Origin of the sequence: Micromonospora sp. NPDC050397, from assembly GCF_044901685.1 — a bacterium.
Classification (GTDB): Bacteria; Actinomycetota; Actinomycetes; order Mycobacteriales; family Micromonosporaceae; genus Micromonospora_G.
In genome coordinates this window covers 646,771-664,118 of the sequence record NZ_JBJDPS010000003.1, presented here as the reverse complement: position 1 = coordinate 664,118, position 17,348 = coordinate 646,771, and the positions used below count along the sequence as shown (strand labels likewise).

The 17,348-nt window shown below is 71.1% G+C and carries 16 protein-coding genes; 12 read left to right on the top strand and 4 right to left on the bottom strand.

The genetic code is table 11. From position 1 onward, the window contains the following. Nucleotides 1-81: 81 nt before the first annotated feature. Both ACI2K4_RS13925 and thpR read left to right on the top strand, forming a co-directional pair. Nucleotides 82-588, top strand: a complete 507-nt coding sequence (locus tag ACI2K4_RS13925; RefSeq protein WP_404511108.1) for a hypothetical protein — start codon at nt 82-84, stop codon at nt 586-588. Between the two features lie 124 nt (nt 589-712). Continuing rightward, the gene (thpR, locus tag ACI2K4_RS13920) at nt 713-1,318 is read left to right on the top strand and encodes an RNA 2',3'-cyclic phosphodiesterase (RefSeq protein ID WP_404511106.1); all 606 of its coding nucleotides are present in this window, start codon (nt 713-715) and stop codon (nt 1,316-1,318) included. Between the two features lie 177 nt (nt 1,319-1,495). On the opposite strand, the gene sepH is transcribed toward thpR, so the two are convergent. From sepH to ACI2K4_RS13905, 3 genes are all read right to left on the bottom strand, one after another. Continuing rightward, the gene (gene sepH / locus ACI2K4_RS13915; RefSeq protein ID WP_404511104.1) at nt 1,496-2,584 is read right to left on the bottom strand and encodes a septation protein SepH; all 1,089 of its coding nucleotides are present in this window, start codon (nt 2,582-2,584) and stop codon (nt 1,496-1,498) included. 277 nt (nt 2,585-2,861) lie between these two features. Then, nucleotides 2,862-3,989 carry a phosphoserine transaminase gene (gene serC, locus ACI2K4_RS13910; protein WP_404511099.1) on the bottom strand — a complete coding sequence of 376 codons (1,128 nt, stop codon included), beginning with the start codon at nt 3,987-3,989 and terminating at the stop codon, nt 2,862-2,864. Between the two features lie 247 nt (nt 3,990-4,236). Then, nucleotides 4,237-5,343 (bottom strand): citrate synthase 2, encoded by a 1,107-nt coding sequence (locus tag ACI2K4_RS13905; protein ID WP_404511097.1) that lies wholly within the window; start codon nt 5,341-5,343, stop codon nt 4,237-4,239. Between the two features lie 250 nt (nt 5,344-5,593). Between ACI2K4_RS13905 and pdxH the strand changes: the two genes are divergently transcribed. The 9 genes from pdxH to ACI2K4_RS13860 all read left to right on the top strand — a co-directional run bounded on the left by pdxH (nt 5,594) and on the right by ACI2K4_RS13860 (nt 15,414). Beyond that, nucleotides 5,594-6,253: a pyridoxamine 5'-phosphate oxidase gene (gene pdxH / locus ACI2K4_RS13900; RefSeq protein WP_404511095.1), complete on the top strand. Its 660-nt coding sequence runs from the start codon at nt 5,594-5,596 to the stop codon at nt 6,251-6,253. Then, nucleotides 6,250-7,629: an MFS transporter gene (locus tag ACI2K4_RS13895; RefSeq protein WP_404511092.1), complete on the top strand. Its 1,380-nt coding sequence runs from the start codon at nt 6,250-6,252 to the stop codon at nt 7,627-7,629. The genes pdxH and ACI2K4_RS13895 overlap by 4 nt, the downstream gene beginning before the upstream one ends. 155 nt (nt 7,630-7,784) lie before the next feature. Continuing rightward, a complete protein-coding gene (locus tag ACI2K4_RS13890) occupies nt 7,785-8,726 on the top strand; it encodes an aldose 1-epimerase family protein (protein WP_404511089.1) in 942 nt (313 codons plus the stop codon). Between the two features lie 14 nt (nt 8,727-8,740). After that, a complete protein-coding gene (locus ACI2K4_RS13885) occupies nt 8,741-9,376 on the top strand; it encodes a nitroreductase family protein (RefSeq protein WP_404511087.1) in 636 nt (211 codons plus the stop codon). A 147-nt stretch (nt 9,377-9,523) separates the two neighbouring features. After that, complete coding sequence (locus tag ACI2K4_RS13880) at nt 9,524-9,826, top strand: type II toxin-antitoxin system VapB family antitoxin (protein WP_404511085.1); 303 nt, start codon at nt 9,524-9,526, stop codon at nt 9,824-9,826. Then, nucleotides 9,823-10,995, top strand: a complete 1,173-nt coding sequence (locus tag ACI2K4_RS13875) for an acyl-CoA dehydrogenase family protein (protein WP_404511082.1) — start codon at nt 9,823-9,825, stop codon at nt 10,993-10,995. Before ACI2K4_RS13880 ends, ACI2K4_RS13875 begins: the two co-directional genes overlap by 4 nt. A gap of 123 nt (nt 10,996-11,118) precedes the next feature. Beyond that, nucleotides 11,119-11,952, top strand: coding sequence for a DUF4230 domain-containing protein (locus tag ACI2K4_RS13870; protein WP_404511079.1), 834 nt, complete (start codon nt 11,119-11,121; stop codon nt 11,950-11,952). A gap of 209 nt (nt 11,953-12,161) precedes the next feature. Beyond that, nucleotides 12,162-13,406, top strand: coding sequence for a glycosyltransferase family 2 protein (locus ACI2K4_RS13865; RefSeq protein ID WP_404511077.1), 1,245 nt, complete (start codon nt 12,162-12,164; stop codon nt 13,404-13,406). Nucleotides 13,407-13,413: 7 nt separating this feature from the next. Beyond that, entirely contained in the window at nt 13,414-15,414 is a 2,001-nt protein-coding gene (locus ACI2K4_RS13860) for an arabinofuranosyltransferase (protein WP_404511075.1), read from the top strand. An 89-nt stretch (nt 15,415-15,503) separates the two neighbouring features. Here the strand turns inward: ACI2K4_RS13860 and ACI2K4_RS13855 are convergent, their stop codons facing one another. Next, a complete protein-coding gene (locus ACI2K4_RS13855; RefSeq protein WP_404511816.1) occupies nt 15,504-15,710 on the bottom strand; it encodes a PspC domain-containing protein in 207 nt (68 codons plus the stop codon). A gap of 241 nt (nt 15,711-15,951) precedes the next feature. Here ACI2K4_RS13855 and ACI2K4_RS13850 point away from each other — a divergent pair, with 241 nt between their 5' ends. Then, a complete protein-coding gene (locus tag ACI2K4_RS13850) occupies nt 15,952-17,346 on the top strand; it encodes an L-serine ammonia-lyase (protein ID WP_404511073.1) in 1,395 nt (464 codons plus the stop codon). The last annotated feature ends 2 nt before the right edge of the window (nt 17,347-17,348 follow it).

Genomic DNA, 17,348 nt, shown 5'->3' with positions numbered 1-17,348 from the left:
CCTGCGGCCGGAACCCGTTCGGGAGAGCTAGGGTTCAATTTCGGTGGCGTACCCCGATCACGGGGCCTAGCGTCGGAGGATATGGCCGTCATGCACGCGCTCGTGCTGGCACTGGCACTCCTGGCGCTGGTCTGCGTACCGGCACTGGTCGCCGCGATGATCTGCGCGGACGAGCTGGTGCACTGGCTCGCGGCCGAGGTGGACGCCCGGCGGACACAACGGCGGGACCGACGCGTGCTCGACCGTCTCGACCGGACGTTCCACCACGGAGCCGTACCCGGCCGCCTCGATCCGACGGCCCTGGACCGGCCCGGCGGACCCGCGATCGAGCAGGTCGCCGCCGACCTGCGTCGGCTCGGCGGGCAGCGGCTCGACCTGCCCCACCAGTCCCGCTCCCGGCACGGCGACGTGTTGCGGGCGTACGACGAGCGGCTCCGGATCGCCAGCCGCTACCTGGGAGTGGCCGAGCACCTGGCGGACCTCGACGGGTTGGACCGGGAGATCGAGCGGGTCCGGGTCGAGGGCGAGTTGCAGGCGGCCGGGCTCATCCTGCCGACCGCCGATCGCCATCCGTACCCCGAGCGGTAGGAGCGCGCGGGCGGGCAGAAGGCGAGCGTCAGGAGGGCGGGGACGGGGCGAAGGCGAGCGTCAGGAGGGCGGGGACGGTGAGGAGGAGCGCGCCGACGGTGACGCGGAGCGGAAGGGTGGCCCGGTGCGGCTGTTCGTAGCGATCTACCCGTCGCCGGAGGCGCTGGACGATCTCGCCAACCAGGTCGACCGGCTACGCGTCGGCACGTCGGCGGCGGCCGGGCTTGACGTACGGCTGACCCCACGGGACGAGACACACCTGACCGTCGTCTTCGTCGGCGAGATGGCGGACGCCCGACTGACCGAGGTGCACGACGCGCTCGCCCGGTCGGCCCGGAGCTGGCGACCGCCGGTCGGGACGAGCGGTTCGGTGGAGTTGGTGGGCGTACCCCGGCTGCGGATCGGCGGGGGCGGCTTCTTCGGCGCCGCGCCGGACCTGGTGCTCTGGGCCGGGCTCCGGGGAGACGTCGACGCGCTGCACGCGATCAGCCTGGCCACCCGGCGGGAGCTCACGCTCGCCGGGCTGCCGCACGACCCCAGGCCGTACGCGCCACACGTCACCCTGGCCCGTCCGGGACGACGACTGCCGCCCGAACAGGTCGAGGCGGACCGGAGCGCGTTGGACGGTTACCTGGGACCGGCCTGGTCGGCGGACGAGTTGGTGCTGGTGCGCACCAACCGCCCCGGCCCGGGAACGCGTTACGACCGCCTGGCCGCCTGGCCGCTCTAGGCCAGCCGGCGGGTCAGGCCCGGGAGGCGTCGCGTTCGCCTGGCTGCTTTGGCCAGCCGGCGGGTCGGGCCCGGGAGACGTCGCGTCCGCCTGGCTGCTTTGGCCAGCCGGCGGGTCAGGCCCGACTCGGAGCGTGTCACGTCCGCTCGGTCACCGCCCTGTGGGCTGACCGGCGGGTCAGGAGGTTTCGCGCGCGGCGGCCGGGCCGCTGCCGAAGAGGACGTCGTCCCAGCTCGGTAGCCGCTTGCGGGGCTTTCCGCTCTGGTCGGTGGACTCGGTCGCGGCGGCCGGTGCGGTGGTCCGCCGGGGACGCAGCACCGCCAGCGACGGCACCGCTGGGACCTCCTTGGGCAGGTCCGCGTCGTCGTCGAAGGCCGACCCCTGGCCGCCGCCGAGCAGGGCGGCGGCGCCACCGGCGACCGGTCGGGGCCTCGGTGCCTCGTATCCGGAGTGGGCGGCCGGGGAGACCGGCTCGAGTCCACGTCCGGCGCTCGACCCGAGTGGACGGTCGAGGGAAGCGAGCAGCGCGTCCCGGCCGGCGCGGATCGGGTCGCGGGTCGGACGGGGAGGCGCGGGCTGCTCGCTGGCGGGTGCCGGCAGCCCGTGTCCACCACGGGACTCGACCCGGGACGGACCGGGCAGCCCGTGCCCACCACGCTCCGGCGACGGCTCCTGACCGAGGATCGGCGTGGGGCGCTCGGCGCAGAGGTACTGCGCCATGTCGTCGTGCGGCGAGACCATCTGCCGGGTCTTGTCGAGATCCCAGACCGCCTGCGCGGTGGCCTTGCCCGACGGCCAGCTCGCGATGATCCGCCAGGTGCCGTCGTCGCGCCGGTACGCGTCCCAGGAGATCTTCTCGGTGTCGATGCTGTGCTGGGCCAGCCGGCCGTCGACCACCTCGGCGAGCGGCACGCTCTTCTCCGAGTTCTTCAGCCGGGTACGCCGCGCGTGCTGGGCGACCATCGCCCGCTCCTGCAACACCGGCCCGGCGTAGCGCAGCACCCGGTCGACCGGCACACCGGCGATTCGGGCCACGTCCTCGGCAGACTCACCAGCCCGGATCCGGGCCTGGATGTCCCGTGGGGACAGGGATGCCACCTGGTCGTTGACCGGGGCGACCACGGACAGGGGGGCTCCGCCCGGTTCGGTGTGGAGAACCGTGGCCACCCGCTCGTCGATGGGGAGCGCGAGCAGGCGGCCCACCTCGTCGGCGAGCACCAGGGCCTGGCCGTCCTCGGAGAGGGCGACGAAGCGTACCGGTCGCATCGCGTTGCCTCCGTCCCGCTCGGCACACGCCACGAGCCAGCCACCCGGGCGTCCTCGACACACGGTACGCCCGTACGCCCGCCCGTGGGGGATGCCACGCCCGCATGTCGTGGGTGAGCTGCGCGAATGATCAATGAACGACGGGTGGTGCCGGCGGACCCGGCCGAACGGGCCGGAACCGGTCGACCGGCGGCCCGGACGCGTCCAGCTCGTACGCGTCCGGACCGTACGATATCGGCCCCGGTGCCGGACCCGGTCGAGCGGGGCCGTCAGGAACTCAGAGCGCGGCGACCACGTGGTCCACGCAGGCGGTCAGTGCCTCGACATCGGAGGGTTCGACGGCCGGGTAGAGCGCGATCCGGAGCTGGTTGCGCCCCAGCTTGCGGTACGGCTCGACGTCGACGATCCCGTTCGCCCGCAGCGTACGGGCGATGGCGGCGGCGTCCACCCCGTCGACGAAGTCGATCGTGGCGATCACGTTCGAGCGCAGCCCCGGGTCGATCACGTACGGCGCGGCCACCTCGGAGCGCTCGGCCCAGCCGTACACGATCGCCGCGCTCTCCGCCGTGCGCTTCGCGGCCCAGGCCAGCCCGCCCTGCGCGTTCATCCAGTCGGTCTGCTCGGCGGCCAGGAAGATGGTGGCGAGCGCCGGGGTGTTGTAAGTCTGCTCCAGTCGCGAGTTGTCGATCGCGGTGACCAGGTCGAGGAAGGCCGGGATGTAGCGACCGGACTGCTTGATCTCGGCGGCGCGGGCGATCGCGGCCGGCGACATCAGCGCGATCCAGATGCCGCCGTCGGAGGCGAAGCACTTCTGCGGGGCGAAGTAGTAGACATCGCTCTCGCGTACGTCCACGTCCAGTCCGCCCGCCGCCGAGGTGGCGTCGACCAGCAGCAACGAGTCCGGGTCGGCGCCGGACACCCGGTGGATCGGCACCGCGACGCCGGTCGAGGTCTCGTTCTGCGGGGTGGCGTAGACGTCCATCCCGGCCTCGGCGACCAGGGCCGGGGCGGAGCCGGGCTCGGCCCTGCGTACGGTCGGCTCGCCCAGGAACGGTGCGTCCTTGACCGCCTTGACGAACTTCGCGCCGAACTCGCCGAAGTCGGCGAACTGCGCCCGGTCCCGGACCAGGCCGAACGCGGCGACCTCCCAGAACGCGGTGGTCCCGCCGTTGCTGAGGACGACCTCATATCCCTCGGGCAGGGAGAAGAACTCGGCCAGGCCGCGCCGCAACCGGGCGACCTGGTCACGTACCGTCTTCTGCCGGTGCGAGGTGCCGAGGTACGTCGTCGCCACGTCGGCGAGCGCGGAGACCGCCGCCGGACGGATCTTGGACGGGCCGGCGCCGAAGCGGCCGTCGGCGGGTTTCAACGCGTCGGGGATCCGAATGGTCGATGGGTCAGCCACGGTGATCGACGATCCTTCCGGTGGGCCGGCGGGCCCGGGAGCTGGGCGAACGGGCTCCGGGTCGCGCGCCGAGGCGCCGCGAACCGGATCCGTGATTGTCCGGCGACGCTGCCGAGCACCCATCCTCGCACTACCGGTGCTCCGAGGCGGTGCCGTCCCGGCGCCCGGACGGACGTGTCCCACCCATAGGTGTAAGGAAGGGCCCCTTGTTAACGCTATGCGTTAACAAGGGGCCCTTCCTTACACCTCAAACGTTGTGGACGACGGCGTCCCAGCCCTCGACGTCGGCCGGCTTGCGGGTGCCGGGGCCGGTGTAGCGGGCGGCGGGGCGGACCAGTCGACCGAGTCGCTTCTGCTCCAGGATGTGCGCGCTCCAGCCACCCATCCGGGCGCAGGTGAACATCGAGGTGAACATGTGCGCCGGCACCTCGGCGAAGTCGAGTACGACCGCCGACCAGAACTCGACGTTGGTGGCGAGCACCCGGTCCGGCTTGCGGGCCTGCAACTCGGCGAGGGCGGCCTTCTCCAGTGCCTCGGCGATCTCGAAGCGGGGGGCGCCCAGCTCCTTCGCGGTCCGCCGCAGCACCCGGGCGCGGGGGTCCTCGGCCCGGTAGATCCGGTGGCCGAAGCCCATCAGCCGCTCGCCCCGGTCGAGTACGCCCTTGACGTACCCCTCGGCGTCGCCACTGCGCTCGACCGCCTCGATCATGTGCAGCACCCGGGACGGCGCACCGCCGTGCAGCGGGCCGGAGAGCGCGCCGATGCCGGAGGAGATGCAGGCTGCCGCGTCGGCGCCGGTCGAGGCGACGATCCGGGCGGTGAAGGTGGAGGCGTTCAGGCCGTGTTCGGCGGCGGAGATGAAGTAGGCGTCGACCGCCTTGACGTGGCGGGGGTCCGGCTCGCCACGCCAGCGCTTCATGAAGCGCTCCACGATCGTCTGCGCCTTGTCGATCTCCTTCTGCGGGACCGCCGGCAGGCCCAGGCCACGGGCCGACTGGGCGACGAAGGAGAGCGCGGTCACCGAGACCCGGGCCAGGTCCTCGCGGACCTGCTCGTCGTTGATGTCGAGCAGTTGGTTGAGACCCCAGTACGGGGCGAGCATCGCGACCGCGGACTGCACGTCCACCCGGATGTCGCCGGAGTGCACCGGCACCGGGAACGGCTCCGCCGGGGGCAGGCCGGGGCCGAACCGGCCGTCGACCAGGAGCGCCCAGACGTTGCCGAACGAGACCTGTCCGATCAGATCCTCGATGTCAACGCCTCGATAACGCAGCGAACCGCCCTCTTTGTCGGGCTCGGCGATCTCGGTCTCGAAGGCGATCACGCCTTCCAGCCCCGGCTTGAAGTCGGACATTTTGCTCTCCTGGATCTGGTTCGTCCGTACACCCGGGGCTCATCGGTGAAACCGGAGAGCTCCTTAGGCGACCCTCAGGGATGTATTCGTGCCATCTTGCCTGGTGAGTAACTAAGTTGCGACCCGCTCCCGCTGTGCTGCGCGCGACACCTTTTCCGTCGATGCGACGCGGCCGGTCCATCGACCGTCGGCAAACTGCCTGGCCAGTGCCGGTTGATCCGGGCAGGCCCGGGTACGTCAGGATGACCACGTGACGCCAGACACAGTGCGACCAGCGGGAATTCGTAGCGACTACGCCGTCGAACGGGGACTGTCCCGGTCCGACCTGGCCCCGGACTGGTACACCCAGTTCGACCGCTGGTTCGCCGACGCGGTCGCCGCCGGGCTGCCCGAGCCGAACGCCATGATGGTCGCCACCGCCGACGCCGCCGGTCGGCCCAGTGGCCGAACCGTGCTGCTCAAGGGGTACGACGAGCGCGGGCTGGTGTTCTTCACCAACTACGGTTCGCGCAAGGGCAGCGAGGCGCTTGCCAACCCGTACGCCAGCCTGGTCTTTCCGTGGTTTCCGATGTTCCGGCAGGTGGTGGTCTGCGGCGCGGTGGAGCCGGTCGACCGGACCGAGACCGAGGAGTACTTCGCCAGCCGGCCGCGCGGCTCCCGGCTCGGGGCGTGGGCCAGCCCACAGTCGCGGGTGCTGCCGGACCGGGAGACCCTGGACGCCGGGTTCCGGGCGGTCGCCGACCGGTTCGGTGCCGAAGGACCGGTTCCGCCACCGCCGTACTGGGGTGGTCTGCGGGTGGTCCCGAAGACCGTCGAGTTCTGGCAGGGGAGGACCAGCAGGCTGCACGATCGTCTGCGCTACCGTCGAGGCGACGAACAGGGGTGGATCATCGAACGACTGGCACCATGAGTTCCGAGCCGGGTGCGACGCACGACTCCGGGCAGATCCTCGAAGACCGGGAACTCACAGAACAGAAGCAACAGCTCAGGGAACAGCAGCGACAGAAGGCACCGTCGCGGTGGGCGATCGACGTACGTCCGCTCCGGGTGCCCGCGTACCGCCGGTTGTGGGTCGGCAACGGCGTCTCGATGTACGGCATGCAGTTCACCGCGGTCGCCGTACCGGTGGAGATGTACAGCCTGACCCGTGACTCGTTCTGGGTGGGCATGCTCGGGCTCGCCACCCTGGTCCCGTTGGTGATCTTCGGCATCTGGGGCGGCGCCGTCGCCGACCTGGTCGACCGGCGCAAGCTGCTGATGGTCAGCACCACGCTGCTCTGGCTCACCACCCTCGGCCTGCTGCTCCAGGCACTGTTGCGGGTGGGTAGCCCGGTGCTGCTGCTCGCCCTGGTCGCGGTCCAGTCGGCCGCGTTCGGGATCAGCTCGCCGGCCCGCCAGGCGATCATCACCCGGCTGGTGCCGACCTCGCTGGTGCCGGCCGCGCTGACCCTCGGCTTCACCACCTCGCAGGCGGCCGGGGTGGCCGGCCCGCTCACCGCCGGTCTGATCTTCTCCGCCTGGGCGCCGGAGACCGGCCTGCCGTTGGCGTACGGGGCGGACGCCGTGCTCTTCACCGTCTCGCTCTGGGCCACCTACCGGCTCCCCTCGTTGCCCCCGCTCGCCGAGGGCGGCGAAGCGGGCGCCGAGACCGCGCCGGCCGCCCGTCGGGGCGGGTTGCGCACCATCGCGGACGGCTTCCACTACTTGGCCACCACGCCGCTGCTGCTGCTCTCCTTCGGCATCGACCTGATCGCGATGGTGCTCGCCATGCCGCGCAGCCTCTTCCCCGAGGTGGCGCAGGAGCGGTTCGGCGGCGGCGCGGCGATCGGCCTGCTGTACAGCGCGATCGCGATCGGCTCGGTGCTCGGCGGCCTCACCTCGGGTTGGATCGGCCGGATCAGGCGGCAGGGCCTGGCCCTGGTCGTCGCGGTGGTCGGCTGGGGGATCAGCATCGCGTTGGCCGGACTCGCGCACCAGCTCTGGCTGGTGGTCGGGCTGCTCGCCCTGGCCGGGGCGGCCGACCTGGTCTCCTCGGTGTTCCGTCAGTCGATGTTGCAGGTCTACGTGCCGGACCGGATGCGCGGGCGGCTCCAGGGGGTCAACATCACGGTGGTGGCCGGCGGTCCCCGGCTCGGTGATCTCCGGGCCGGGTTGATGGCCTCGTCGCTCGGGGTCGGCGTCGCCTGGGTCGGCGGCGGCCTGGCGGTGGTCGTACTGGCCCCGCTGCTGGCGCTCGCCTTCCCGGCGCTGCTGCGCTACCGGACACCGGAGCCGTCGGCCGACTGACCGCCGGCCGACTGAGCCACCGCCTCACTGACCCGCCGGCCCGGCTTCTTGACCGATCGGCCCGGCTCCTTGACCCATCGACGGGGCTGCGCCGCTGGTGGCCGGGGTTGCCGGGTGAACGGGCGGAGTGTCGGGGCAACCGATATCGTCCGGGCATGGAGAACGTGGAGACCGGACCCCGCCCGCTGTCCGGAACACAGTGGACGATCACGGGTGGCGGCCAGGAGGCCGTCGTGGTGGAGGTCGGTGGGGGTCTGCGCGCCTACCGGGTCGGCGGGGTCGACTACCTCGACGGGTACGCCGACGACGAGGTCTCCCCGGGCAGTGCCGGGCAGGTGCTCGCCCCGTGGCCGAACCGGATCCGGGACGGCCGGTACAGCTTCGGCGGCCGGTCGTACCAGCTCGCGCTGACCGAGCCGGACAAGCACACCGCGATCCACGGACTGGTCAACTGGCTGCCCTGGCGTCTGGTCGAGCAGGCGCCCGACGCGGTCACGGTCGCCTGTGAGCTGCCGGCGCAGGTCGGCTACCCGTGGCCGCTGCGGCTGACCACGCACTGGCGGATCGGACCGGACGGGCTCCGTGCCGAGCACGAGGTGACCAACCTCGGTGCCCAGGAGTGCCCGTTCGGCTTCTCCGTGCATCCGTACTTCCGGCTGCCCGGGGTCCCGGTCGAGCAGGTACGGCTCCGGGTCCCGGGGCGCAGCCGACTGCTGGCCGACGGGCGGCTGCTGCCGATCGGGGCGGTGAAGGTGACCGGTGGTGAGTACGACTTCACCCGACCGCGCCAGATCGGTGACGCGGTGCTCGACGTCACCTTCGGCGACCTGGACCAGGGACCCGACGGTTCCAGCGTCACGCTCACCGGCCCGGCCGGCGAGCCGGCGGTCAGCATCTGGGCCGACCGGGCCTTCGGCTGGTGGCAGGTGTTCACCGGCGACACCCTGCTCGGGGACCGCAACCGTCGCTCGGTCGCGGTCGAGCCGATGACCTGCCCGCCGGACGCGTTCCGTTCCGGCCGGGACGTGATCGTGCTCGCCCCCGGCGCCACCTGGCGGGCGAGCTGGGGGATCCGCCCCACCTCGGCCGACGCCTAGGTCGGGCCAGCCGGATGGAGTTCGCGCAGGTCGTACGGGCCCGGCGGATGGTGCGCAACTACGACCCGGAGCGGCCGGTCCCGCCGGAGGTGCTGGACCGGCTGCTGGACCACGCGGTACGCGCGCCGTCGGCCGGGTTCTCCCAGGGGTGGGGTTTCCTGGTGCTCGACGACCCGACCGACCGGGCGCGCTTCTGGGCCGCCACGGCACCCGACCCCCACGCCCGGGGGCGCTGGTTGACCGGAATGCGCCGGGCACCGCTGATCGTGGTTCCGCACGCGAACAAGTCGGCCTATCTCGACCGGTACGCCGAACCGGACAAGGGCTGGACCGATCGGGACCCGGACCGGTGGCCGGTGCCGTACTGGCACGTCGACACCGGGTTCGCGGCACTGCTGATGTTGCTCACGGCGGTGGACGAGGGGCTCGGCGGCTGCTTCTTCGGCATCCCGCGCGAGCGCCTGGCCGCTTATCGCGCGGAGTTCGGCGTACCCGATGAATTCACCCCGATCGGCGCACTGACCGTCGGGTATCGCGCGCCCGACCATCGCTCGGCGTCACTGTCGCGTGGGCGTCGCCCGATCGACCAGGTCGTCCATCGCGGTCAATGGGGCGGACCGTTCGGCGGTCAGGCGCCGGAGCGGCAGTAACGAAATCGACATCCGGGAACAAACCGCGATGTCGTCACCGGTCGCTAGGCTGACACGGTCCATCGGATTGGTGCCGGCGCTTTCGAACGCGGTGGGGCAGGACGCAACGGCAGGCCGGCTCGGCCGCGGGGAGGGGAGAGTACCGTCGTGATCTTCAAAGCGGTTCGGGACGGACGTCCCTACCCGGAGCACGGGTTCACCCTGAAGCAGTGGGCGGAGATCCCGCCGCGACCGCTCCGGCTCGACCAGCTGATCACGACCAAGCGGGAGCTCGCCCTGGACAAGCTGCTCGCCGAGGACTCCACCTTCTACGGCGACCTCTTCCCGCACGTGGTGCAGTGGAACAACGGGCTCTACCTGGAGGACGGGCTGCACCGCGCGCTCCGGGCGGCGCTACAGCAGCGCAACCAGATCCACGCCCGGGTGCTCGTGCTGCCGGTGGCGTCGTGAGCACCCCCGGGTCCTCGCTGGACCTGCTCGACCTCGACGCTCTCCTCTCCGAGGAGGAGCGGCAGATCAGGTCGGTGGTGCGCCAGCTCGTCGACGACCGGGTGCGCCCACACGTCGCCGGGTGGTACGAGGCCGGTCAGGCGCCGATCCGCGAGTTGGCCGTCGAGTTCGGCAAGCTCGGTCTGCTCGGCATGCACCTGAGCGGTTACGGCTGCGCCGGTGCCTCGGCGGTCGCGTACGGGCTGGCCTGCCTGGAGTTGGAGGCCGGTGACTCCGGCCTGCGGTCGCTGGTGTCGGTGCAGGGTTCGCTCGCCATGTACGCGATCTGGCGCTACGGCAGCGAGGAGCAGAAGCAGCGCTGGCTGCCGGGGATGGCGACCGGCGAGCTGATCGGGTGCTTCGGGTTGACCGAGCCCGACCACGGCTCCGACCCGGCCTCGATGACGACCCGGGCCCGCCTCGACGGCACGGACTGGGTGCTGACCGGCACCAAGATGTGGATCACGAACGCCCCGTTGGCCGACTTGGCAGTGGTCTGGGCCCGGACCGACGAGGGGGTTCGGGGCTTTGTCGTGCCGCTGGACAGCCCCGGCGTGACGACCCGCGAGATCAAGCACAAGATGTCGCTGCGCGCCTCCTCCACCGGGGAGCTGGTGCTGGACGGCGTGCGGCTGCCGGCGCAGGCCCGGTTGCCGGAGGCGAGCGGACTCAAGGCGCCACTGTCCTGCCTGACCGAGGCCCGGTTCGGCATCGTCTGGGGCGCGCTCGGCGCGGCCCGGGACTGCCTGCGGGTGGCCCTGGACTACGCGGTCAACCGGACCCAGTTCGGTCGGCCGATCGCCGGTTTCCAGCTCACCCAGGCGAAGCTCGCCGACATGGCGGTCGAGTTGCAGAAGGGCTACCTGCTGGCGTTGCACCTGGGTCGGCTGGCCGACGCCGGGGCGCTGCGACCGGACCAGGTCAGCCTCGGCAAGCTGAACAACGTACGGGAGGCGCTGGGGATCGCCCGCCAGTGCCGGACGATCCTCGGCGCCAACGGGATCAGCGGCGAGTACCCGGTGCTGCGCCACGCCAGCAACCTGGAGACGGTGTTGACCTACGAGGGCACCTCCGAGATCCACCAACTCGTCATCGGCCAGCGCCTGACCGGCATCTCCGCGTTCGGCTGACCTCCCGCGACCGGTTTGCGGCGACGCCCCGAACGGGTACAGCAACGGGCAGTGGTCGAGTTGTCGCACCCGACCCGTACCGTTTGTGGCAGGCAAACGGTCTGATGAGGACGGTGAGGGCAGATGTCCCGTGGCGGAGATGTCAACGAGCCCACGCGTGAGTTCCCGGAGTACGCGAAGGGTCAGGCCGCACCCGCGGCGCCGGCCCCTGATCGGCGCTGGGCGGCCGACGGCGACGCCGAGCTGGTAGGCGAACCGACCGGCAAGGGTGAGGGGGCGGACCCGACCCGGCCCGAACCCGTACTGGTCACCCAACCGGCGCGCGGTCGCGGGCTGGTTTGGCTGGCCGGCGCGCTCGTCGTGGCGCTCGTCCTGGTCCTCGGCGTGCGGGCCACCGGCCTCTGGCCGACCTGGCGCAACCCGTTCGCGCAGGAGACGACCGACCGGAGCCAGCCGCCGCTGCTGAAGTCGATCCAGGACCTGAGCCGCTACGTCGCGGCCGAGGGGAACTTCCAGGTCGTGATCGACCTCCAGCAGGACCGCAAGTACGTGCCGGACTTCCTGCTCAACGAGCGCACTCTTTTCGTGGGAGCAGGCTCTGTTGAGTCATATGTCGACTTTTCCCGAATTTCCGAGGGAGCGGTGATCGAGTCGGCCGACGGGAAGTCGGTCGAGATCCGACTGCCCGCCCCGCAACTCGGCGAGACCAACCTCGATCTCGAGAAGAGCTACGTCTTCGCCGAGGAGCGGGGCCTGCTGAACCGACTCGGTGAGGTGTTCCGGGGCGACCCGAACCGGCAGCGCGAGGTCTACCAGAAGGCCGAGGAGAGCATTGCGGCGGCGGCCCGGGACAGCGGACTCGGGGACAGGGCGCAGGAGAACACCCGGAAGATGCTCGAGGGCCTGCTCCGTTCGCTCGGTTACGAGACGGTGACTGTCACCTATACCGCTCCCTGAGCGTAGGACTTCGATCACTCGGTGTCATCGCAGGTCAGGGCGGTGTGCCAGGTATTCTCCTAGCATCCACCGGTGGCACCTGAACACGAACGGGAATGGACGGTAGTATCCAGCGGCGTCTTGAGAAGGCGACCGATGGTGCACCGGATTGCCCTCGTCGCCGGCCCTCGCCAATCGATACACAGAGAATCGAATCGGGAGAAACGCCTGTGGCACTTTCTGTTGCCGGAGACGAGATCGAGGTTACCGTCCTGCTTCCGTGCCTCAACGAGGCCGAGACGTTGGAGATCTGCGTCACCAAGGCTGTCCGGGCCCTCGCCGAACTTGGTGTCGTCGGCGAGGTCCTGGTCAGCGACAACGGATCCACCGACGGATCGCAGGAGATCGCCACCCGGGCGGGTGCGCGGGTCTCGCACGCGCCGATCCGTGGCTACGGCGGCGCGCTGCTCAACGGCATCGAGCAGGCCCGTGGCAAGTACGTGATCATGGGCGACGCCGACGACTCGTACGATCTGTCCAACCTTGAGCCGTTCATCCGTGAGCTGCGTGCCGGGCACGACGTGGTCATGGGCAACCGGTTCCGTGGTGGCATCGCCAAGGGAGCCATGCCGCCGCTGCACCGCTACCTCGGCAACCCGGTGCTCTCCTGGCTGGGTCGGCGGCTGTTCGGGCTGAACAACGTCGGCGACTTCCACTGCGGCATCCGGGGCTTCAACCGGGACCGGATCCGGGACCTCCAGCTCTGCATGCCCGGCATGGAGTTCGCCTCCGAGCTGGTGGTGCGCGCGGCGCTGAACAAGTACGACATCGTCGAGGTGCCGACCACCCTGAAGAAGGACGGCCGCAGCCGGCCGCCGCACCTGCGTACCTGGCGGGACGGCTGGCGGCACCTGCGCTTCCTGCTCGTCTTCGCCCCGCGCAAGACGCTGATCTGGCCCGGAATGGTGCTCTTCGTCCTGGGCCTGCTCGGCACCGCGACGCTCTCCTTCGGGCCGCTCGACGTCGCCGGGGTCGGCTTCGACATCAGCACCATGGTCTACACCTGCCTGGCCATTCTGGTCGGCGCGCAACTACTGCTCTTCGGGGTCTTCGCGCTGCTGTACGGGCACACCGAAGGGATCACCACGCAGCGGCAGGCGGCCTTCTGGGGTCGTTGGGTGCGCTTCGAGACCTGCACCGCGACCGGTCTCTTCCTGGTCCTGCTCGGGCTGGCCGGCTCGATCCTCGCCGTGACCGCCTGGGGGACCACCGGCTTCGGCCAGCAGGATCTCGCCGAGACCCTGCGGGTGGTGCTCCCCTCCTCGACCGTGATCGGTCTCGGTATGACCGTGCTCTTCTCGGGCCTCTTCGCCAGCCTGCTGAACCTGCGCCGGGTGAGCCCGGCCGCGACGGTCGTGGCGACCGTGTCCGACGACGCCCGCAGCGACAGCGACCTCGCCTCGGCCCGGAGCTGAACTCCTCGTGACGCTCCAGACGACACCCGGCGACTCGGGCGGCCCGGCCCGGACCGACCTGGTCGAGACATCCGACGAGGCTGACGTGCCCAGCGAAGAACACGAGCGCGCCGCGAAGCCCTCGGCGGAGCCCGGCGAAGCGGCCACGTCCGCCCTGCCGGCGGCGTCCACGACCACTCCGGCGACCGCCGGAGCCGGTACGCCCGGGGGCAACCCCGGGCGCCGGGTGCCCGGCTGGCTGGGCAACAGCGGCACCGTCGCGGTGCTCAGTTGGCTGGTCGCGACCCCGGTCGCGATCCTGATCCCCAAGGTGATCGACCGGAACCCGTTCTCGGCCGGCGCCTCCACGATTCCGCTCGTGGCGGCGTTCCTGCTGATCGTCGGGCTCTTCGTGCTGGCGCTGCGCTGGTCCGGCGAGGCGGTCGCCGGCCTGGCCGCCGGGCTGGGCGCCGCCTGGACCGTGCTGATGCTCCGTTCCGCGCTCAACGGCACCCCGTTCGGCTTCGCCGGACTGGTCGGTGACATGGGCCGGATGTCGGCGGCGGCGACCCGGTACACCACCACCATCGCCAGCAGTGACACCCTGGTGCACGGCCTGCCCTCGGAGTACCCGCCGTTCTACGCCTGGCTGGTCGGCCGGGCCTCGGTGATCCTCGACGTGCCGGCGTGGCGGCTGCTCGCCGACGCGGAGGTGCTGTTCAGCTCCGCCGCGGTGCTCGCCGCGTTCCTGCTCTGGCGCCGGCTGGTCGGCTCCTGGGTGGCGTTGGCCATCGCCGCCCTGACCCTGGCCACCTGGTCGGACCCGCGCAAGGCGTTCGAGGTGCTGACGCTGGCGATCTTCGTACCGTGGGCCCTGGAGGTCTTCGCGCGACCGGCCCGGCGGCGGATGCACTGGCTGCCGGCCGGCGTGCTCGGCGGTTTCATCGTGATCACCTACCAGGCGTGGATGGTCTACGCGGCGATCGGCCTGATCGCCCTGATCGTGATCGCCTGGCGGACCGAGCCGGACCGGTGGGCGTACCTGCGCCGGCTCGGCCTGATCGTGCTGGTCTCGTTCGTGGTCGCGTCCTGGTACATCGTGCCGTTCGGCTGGGGCACCCTGACCAAGGGCGGCCAGTCCATCTCCGATCTGTACGTCTCCGGTTCGCTGAACTCCGGGCTCTTCCCGTTCCTCGACGTCAACCCGCTCGGGCTGCTGCAACTGGTCGGCCTGGTGGGTCTGGTGTGGCTGTGGCGCTCGGTCTGGTGGGCCCGCCCACTGATGCTGCTGGTCATCTCCGCGTACGGCTACCGGCTGATCTCCATGCTCCGCTACGTGCTGACCCAGCACACCGGGTTCCTGCACTACACCGCCCGGCTCTACGGCGTGCTGCTCACCATCGCGGGCGTGCTGGTGCTGGCCCACCTGGCGCCGATCGTGCTGCGACGGCTGCGGCTGACCCCGCCCCGGGTGGCCGGGGCCGGACTGCTCGCGATCATTCTGGCCTGGACGGCGACCGGCTTCACCAACGCCTGGATGCCGGAGACCGGCAGCAAGTACGCGACCATGGCGCACGTCGAACCGCTGCCCGGCGGCGGCTACCCGACGTACGCGCCGAAGGAGGGTCGTCGCTCCGGCTTCCCGATCACCGAGGTGGAGCAGGCGGTCGAGGGGGTGCTCGGCCCGAACGCGCGGCCGATCACGATCGCCACCGACGACCGGGTCTTCTCGTTCCTGCCCTGGCCCGGCTTCATCGACAACGACCGTACCGCCGGCAGCACCCTGTCCCGGTGGGACGACCGCTTCGCCGAGGTGCAGAAGCTGGCCGGGACCAAGGACCCGGCCGCCTTCGCCGCCCTGGCCGATGAGATGGACGGGTTCGGGCCGATCCAGGTCTTCGTGCTGAGTGAGATGCCCGACGGTTGGGGCTGGCGCAGCCAGCGCTTCGACCCGGAGCAGTTCTCGTCCCAGTACTGGACCGTCGTGGACGGACTGCCCCGGGACGTCGTGGTGGCCATCCGGCGCTGACCACGCGATGAGGAACCCCGACCGGGGCCGTACCCGACAGGGTGCGGCCCCGGTTCGCGTCAGTCGACGTTCACCCGATGGTGAACCGCTCAGTGGGCGACGTACGCCTGCCGGTCCTCGTTCGGCATGATGATCCACAGGACCAGGTAGACCAGCACCTGCGTGCCGGGCAGGATGATCGAGAGCACGAACAGGAGCCGGACGAGTCCGGTGGAGAGGCCGAAGCGGCGGGCCAGGCCGGCGCAGACACCGGCGATCATGCGGTGGTCCCGGGGGCGTACCAGTTTGCGACTCATGGTGGTCGTCGTCTCCCAACTCTGCGGCGGTCCGCCGCGTCTGAACTCCACGGTACGAACGGACATCCAGGACGCCCTCCGCCCTCAGGCTGATTCGGCGCACCCGTACCCGTAGGTGCTTACCCGGGTTGGCCGCGCCGGACGCATGCTGGAGGTGCCGGGTAGGCTCGCCCGTCGGTGCTGGCCTGACCCGACGGCAACGGAGCCGGATGCGGCAGCGCGAGCGGCAGGAGGAGGATCGATGATCAGCGTCTTCGATCTGTTCACGGTGGGCATCGGCCCGTCCAGCTCACACACGGTGGGGCCGATGCGGGCGGCGCGGACCTTCGCCAGCGGGCTCAAGGCCGACGGCCTGCTCGCCGGTACGGCGCGGATCCACGCCGAGTTGTTCGGCTCGCTCGGCGCGACCGGCCACGGCCACGGCAGCGACCGGGCGGTCCTGCTCGGGCTGACCGGGGAGGCACCGGAGACGGTCGATCCGGACCGGGTCGACGCCACGGTGGCCGAGATCCGTCAGACCGGCCGGCTCGCCGTGCTCGGTGCCCACACCATCGACTTCGATCACACCCGTGACCTGGTCCTGCACCGCCGCCGCGCGCTCCCGTACCACCCGAACGGGATGACCTTCACCGCGTACGACGACTCCGGCGAGGAGGTACGCGGCCGGACGTACTACTCGGTCGGTGGCGGGTTTGTGGTCGACGAGACGGCGGCCGGTGCCGACCGGATCATCGTCGACCCGACCCGGGTGCCGTACCCGTTCAGCACCGGCGCCGAACTGTTGCGGGTGACCGAGGAGACCGGTCTGTCGATCAGCGGCGTGATGTTCGCCAACGAGCGGGCCCGGCGCGGCGCTGACGAGATCCGATCGGGCCTGCTGGAGATCTGGCGGGTGATGCAGGAGTGCGTGGAGCGGGGCAGCCACCGCGACGGGGTGCTGCCGGGCGGGCTGAAGGTACGCCGCCGGGCAGCGGAGATGCGACGTGCCCTGTCGGCCGAGCGTGGCCCGGGCTCGACCGGCACCGGCGGTGCCGAGGACCCGTTGCGGGTGATGGACTGGGTGACCCTGTTCGCGCTCGCGGTGAACGAGGAGAACGCGTCCGGCGGCCGGGTGGTGACCGCCCCGACCAACGGGGCAGCCGGCATCATTCCGGCGGTTCTGCACTACTACACCCGGTTTGTCGCGACGGCGTCGCCGGACGGGGTGGTCCGGTTCCTGCTCGCGGCGGCGGCGATCGGCGTGCTGTTCAAGGAGAACGCGTCGATCTCCGGGGCCGAGGTCGGCTGTCAGGGCGAGGTCGGCTCGGCCTGCTCGATGGCGGCGGCCGGGCTGGCCGAGGCGCTCGGCGGCACCCCGGCCCAGGTGGAGAACGCGGCCGAGATCGGCATGGAGCACAATCTCGGGCTCACCTGTGACCCGGTCGGCGGGCTGGTGCAGATCCCCTGCATCGAGCGGAACGCGGTGGCGAGCATCAAGGCGATCACCGCCGCCCGGCTCGCGCTGCGCGGGGACGGCGTACATACGGTCTCGCTCGACAAGGTGATCAAGACCATGCGAGAGACCGGCGCGGATATGAAGGTGAAGTACAAGGAGACCGCACGGGGTGGGCTCGCGGTCAATGTGATCGAGTGCTGATC

Coding starts and splice junctions, on each gene's coding strand:
- ACI2K4_RS13925 (WP_404511108.1), top strand. CDS start 82: ATGGCCGTCATGCACGCGCTCGTGCTGGCACTGGCACTCCTGGCGCTG.
- sepH (WP_404511104.1), bottom strand. CDS start 2,584: ATGCGACCGGTACGCTTCGTCGCCCTCTCCGAGGACGGCCAGGCCCTG.
- ACI2K4_RS13905 (WP_404511097.1), bottom strand. CDS start 5,343: ATGTCCGACTTCAAGCCGGGGCTGGAAGGCGTGATCGCCTTCGAGACC.
- ACI2K4_RS13895 (WP_404511092.1), top strand. CDS start 6,250: ATGAGTTCCGAGCCGGGTGCGACGCACGACTCCGGGCAGATCCTCGAA.
- ACI2K4_RS13890 (WP_404511089.1), top strand. CDS start 7,785: ATGGAGAACGTGGAGACCGGACCCCGCCCGCTGTCCGGAACACAGTGG.
- ACI2K4_RS13885 (WP_404511087.1), top strand. CDS start 8,741: ATGGAGTTCGCGCAGGTCGTACGGGCCCGGCGGATGGTGCGCAACTAC.
- ACI2K4_RS13870 (WP_404511079.1), top strand. CDS start 11,119: ATGTCCCGTGGCGGAGATGTCAACGAGCCCACGCGTGAGTTCCCGGAG.
- ACI2K4_RS13855 (WP_404511816.1), bottom strand. CDS start 15,710: ATGAGTCGCAAACTGGTACGCCCCCGGGACCACCGCATGATCGCCGGT.
- ACI2K4_RS13850 (WP_404511073.1), top strand. CDS start 15,952: ATGATCAGCGTCTTCGATCTGTTCACGGTGGGCATCGGCCCGTCCAGC.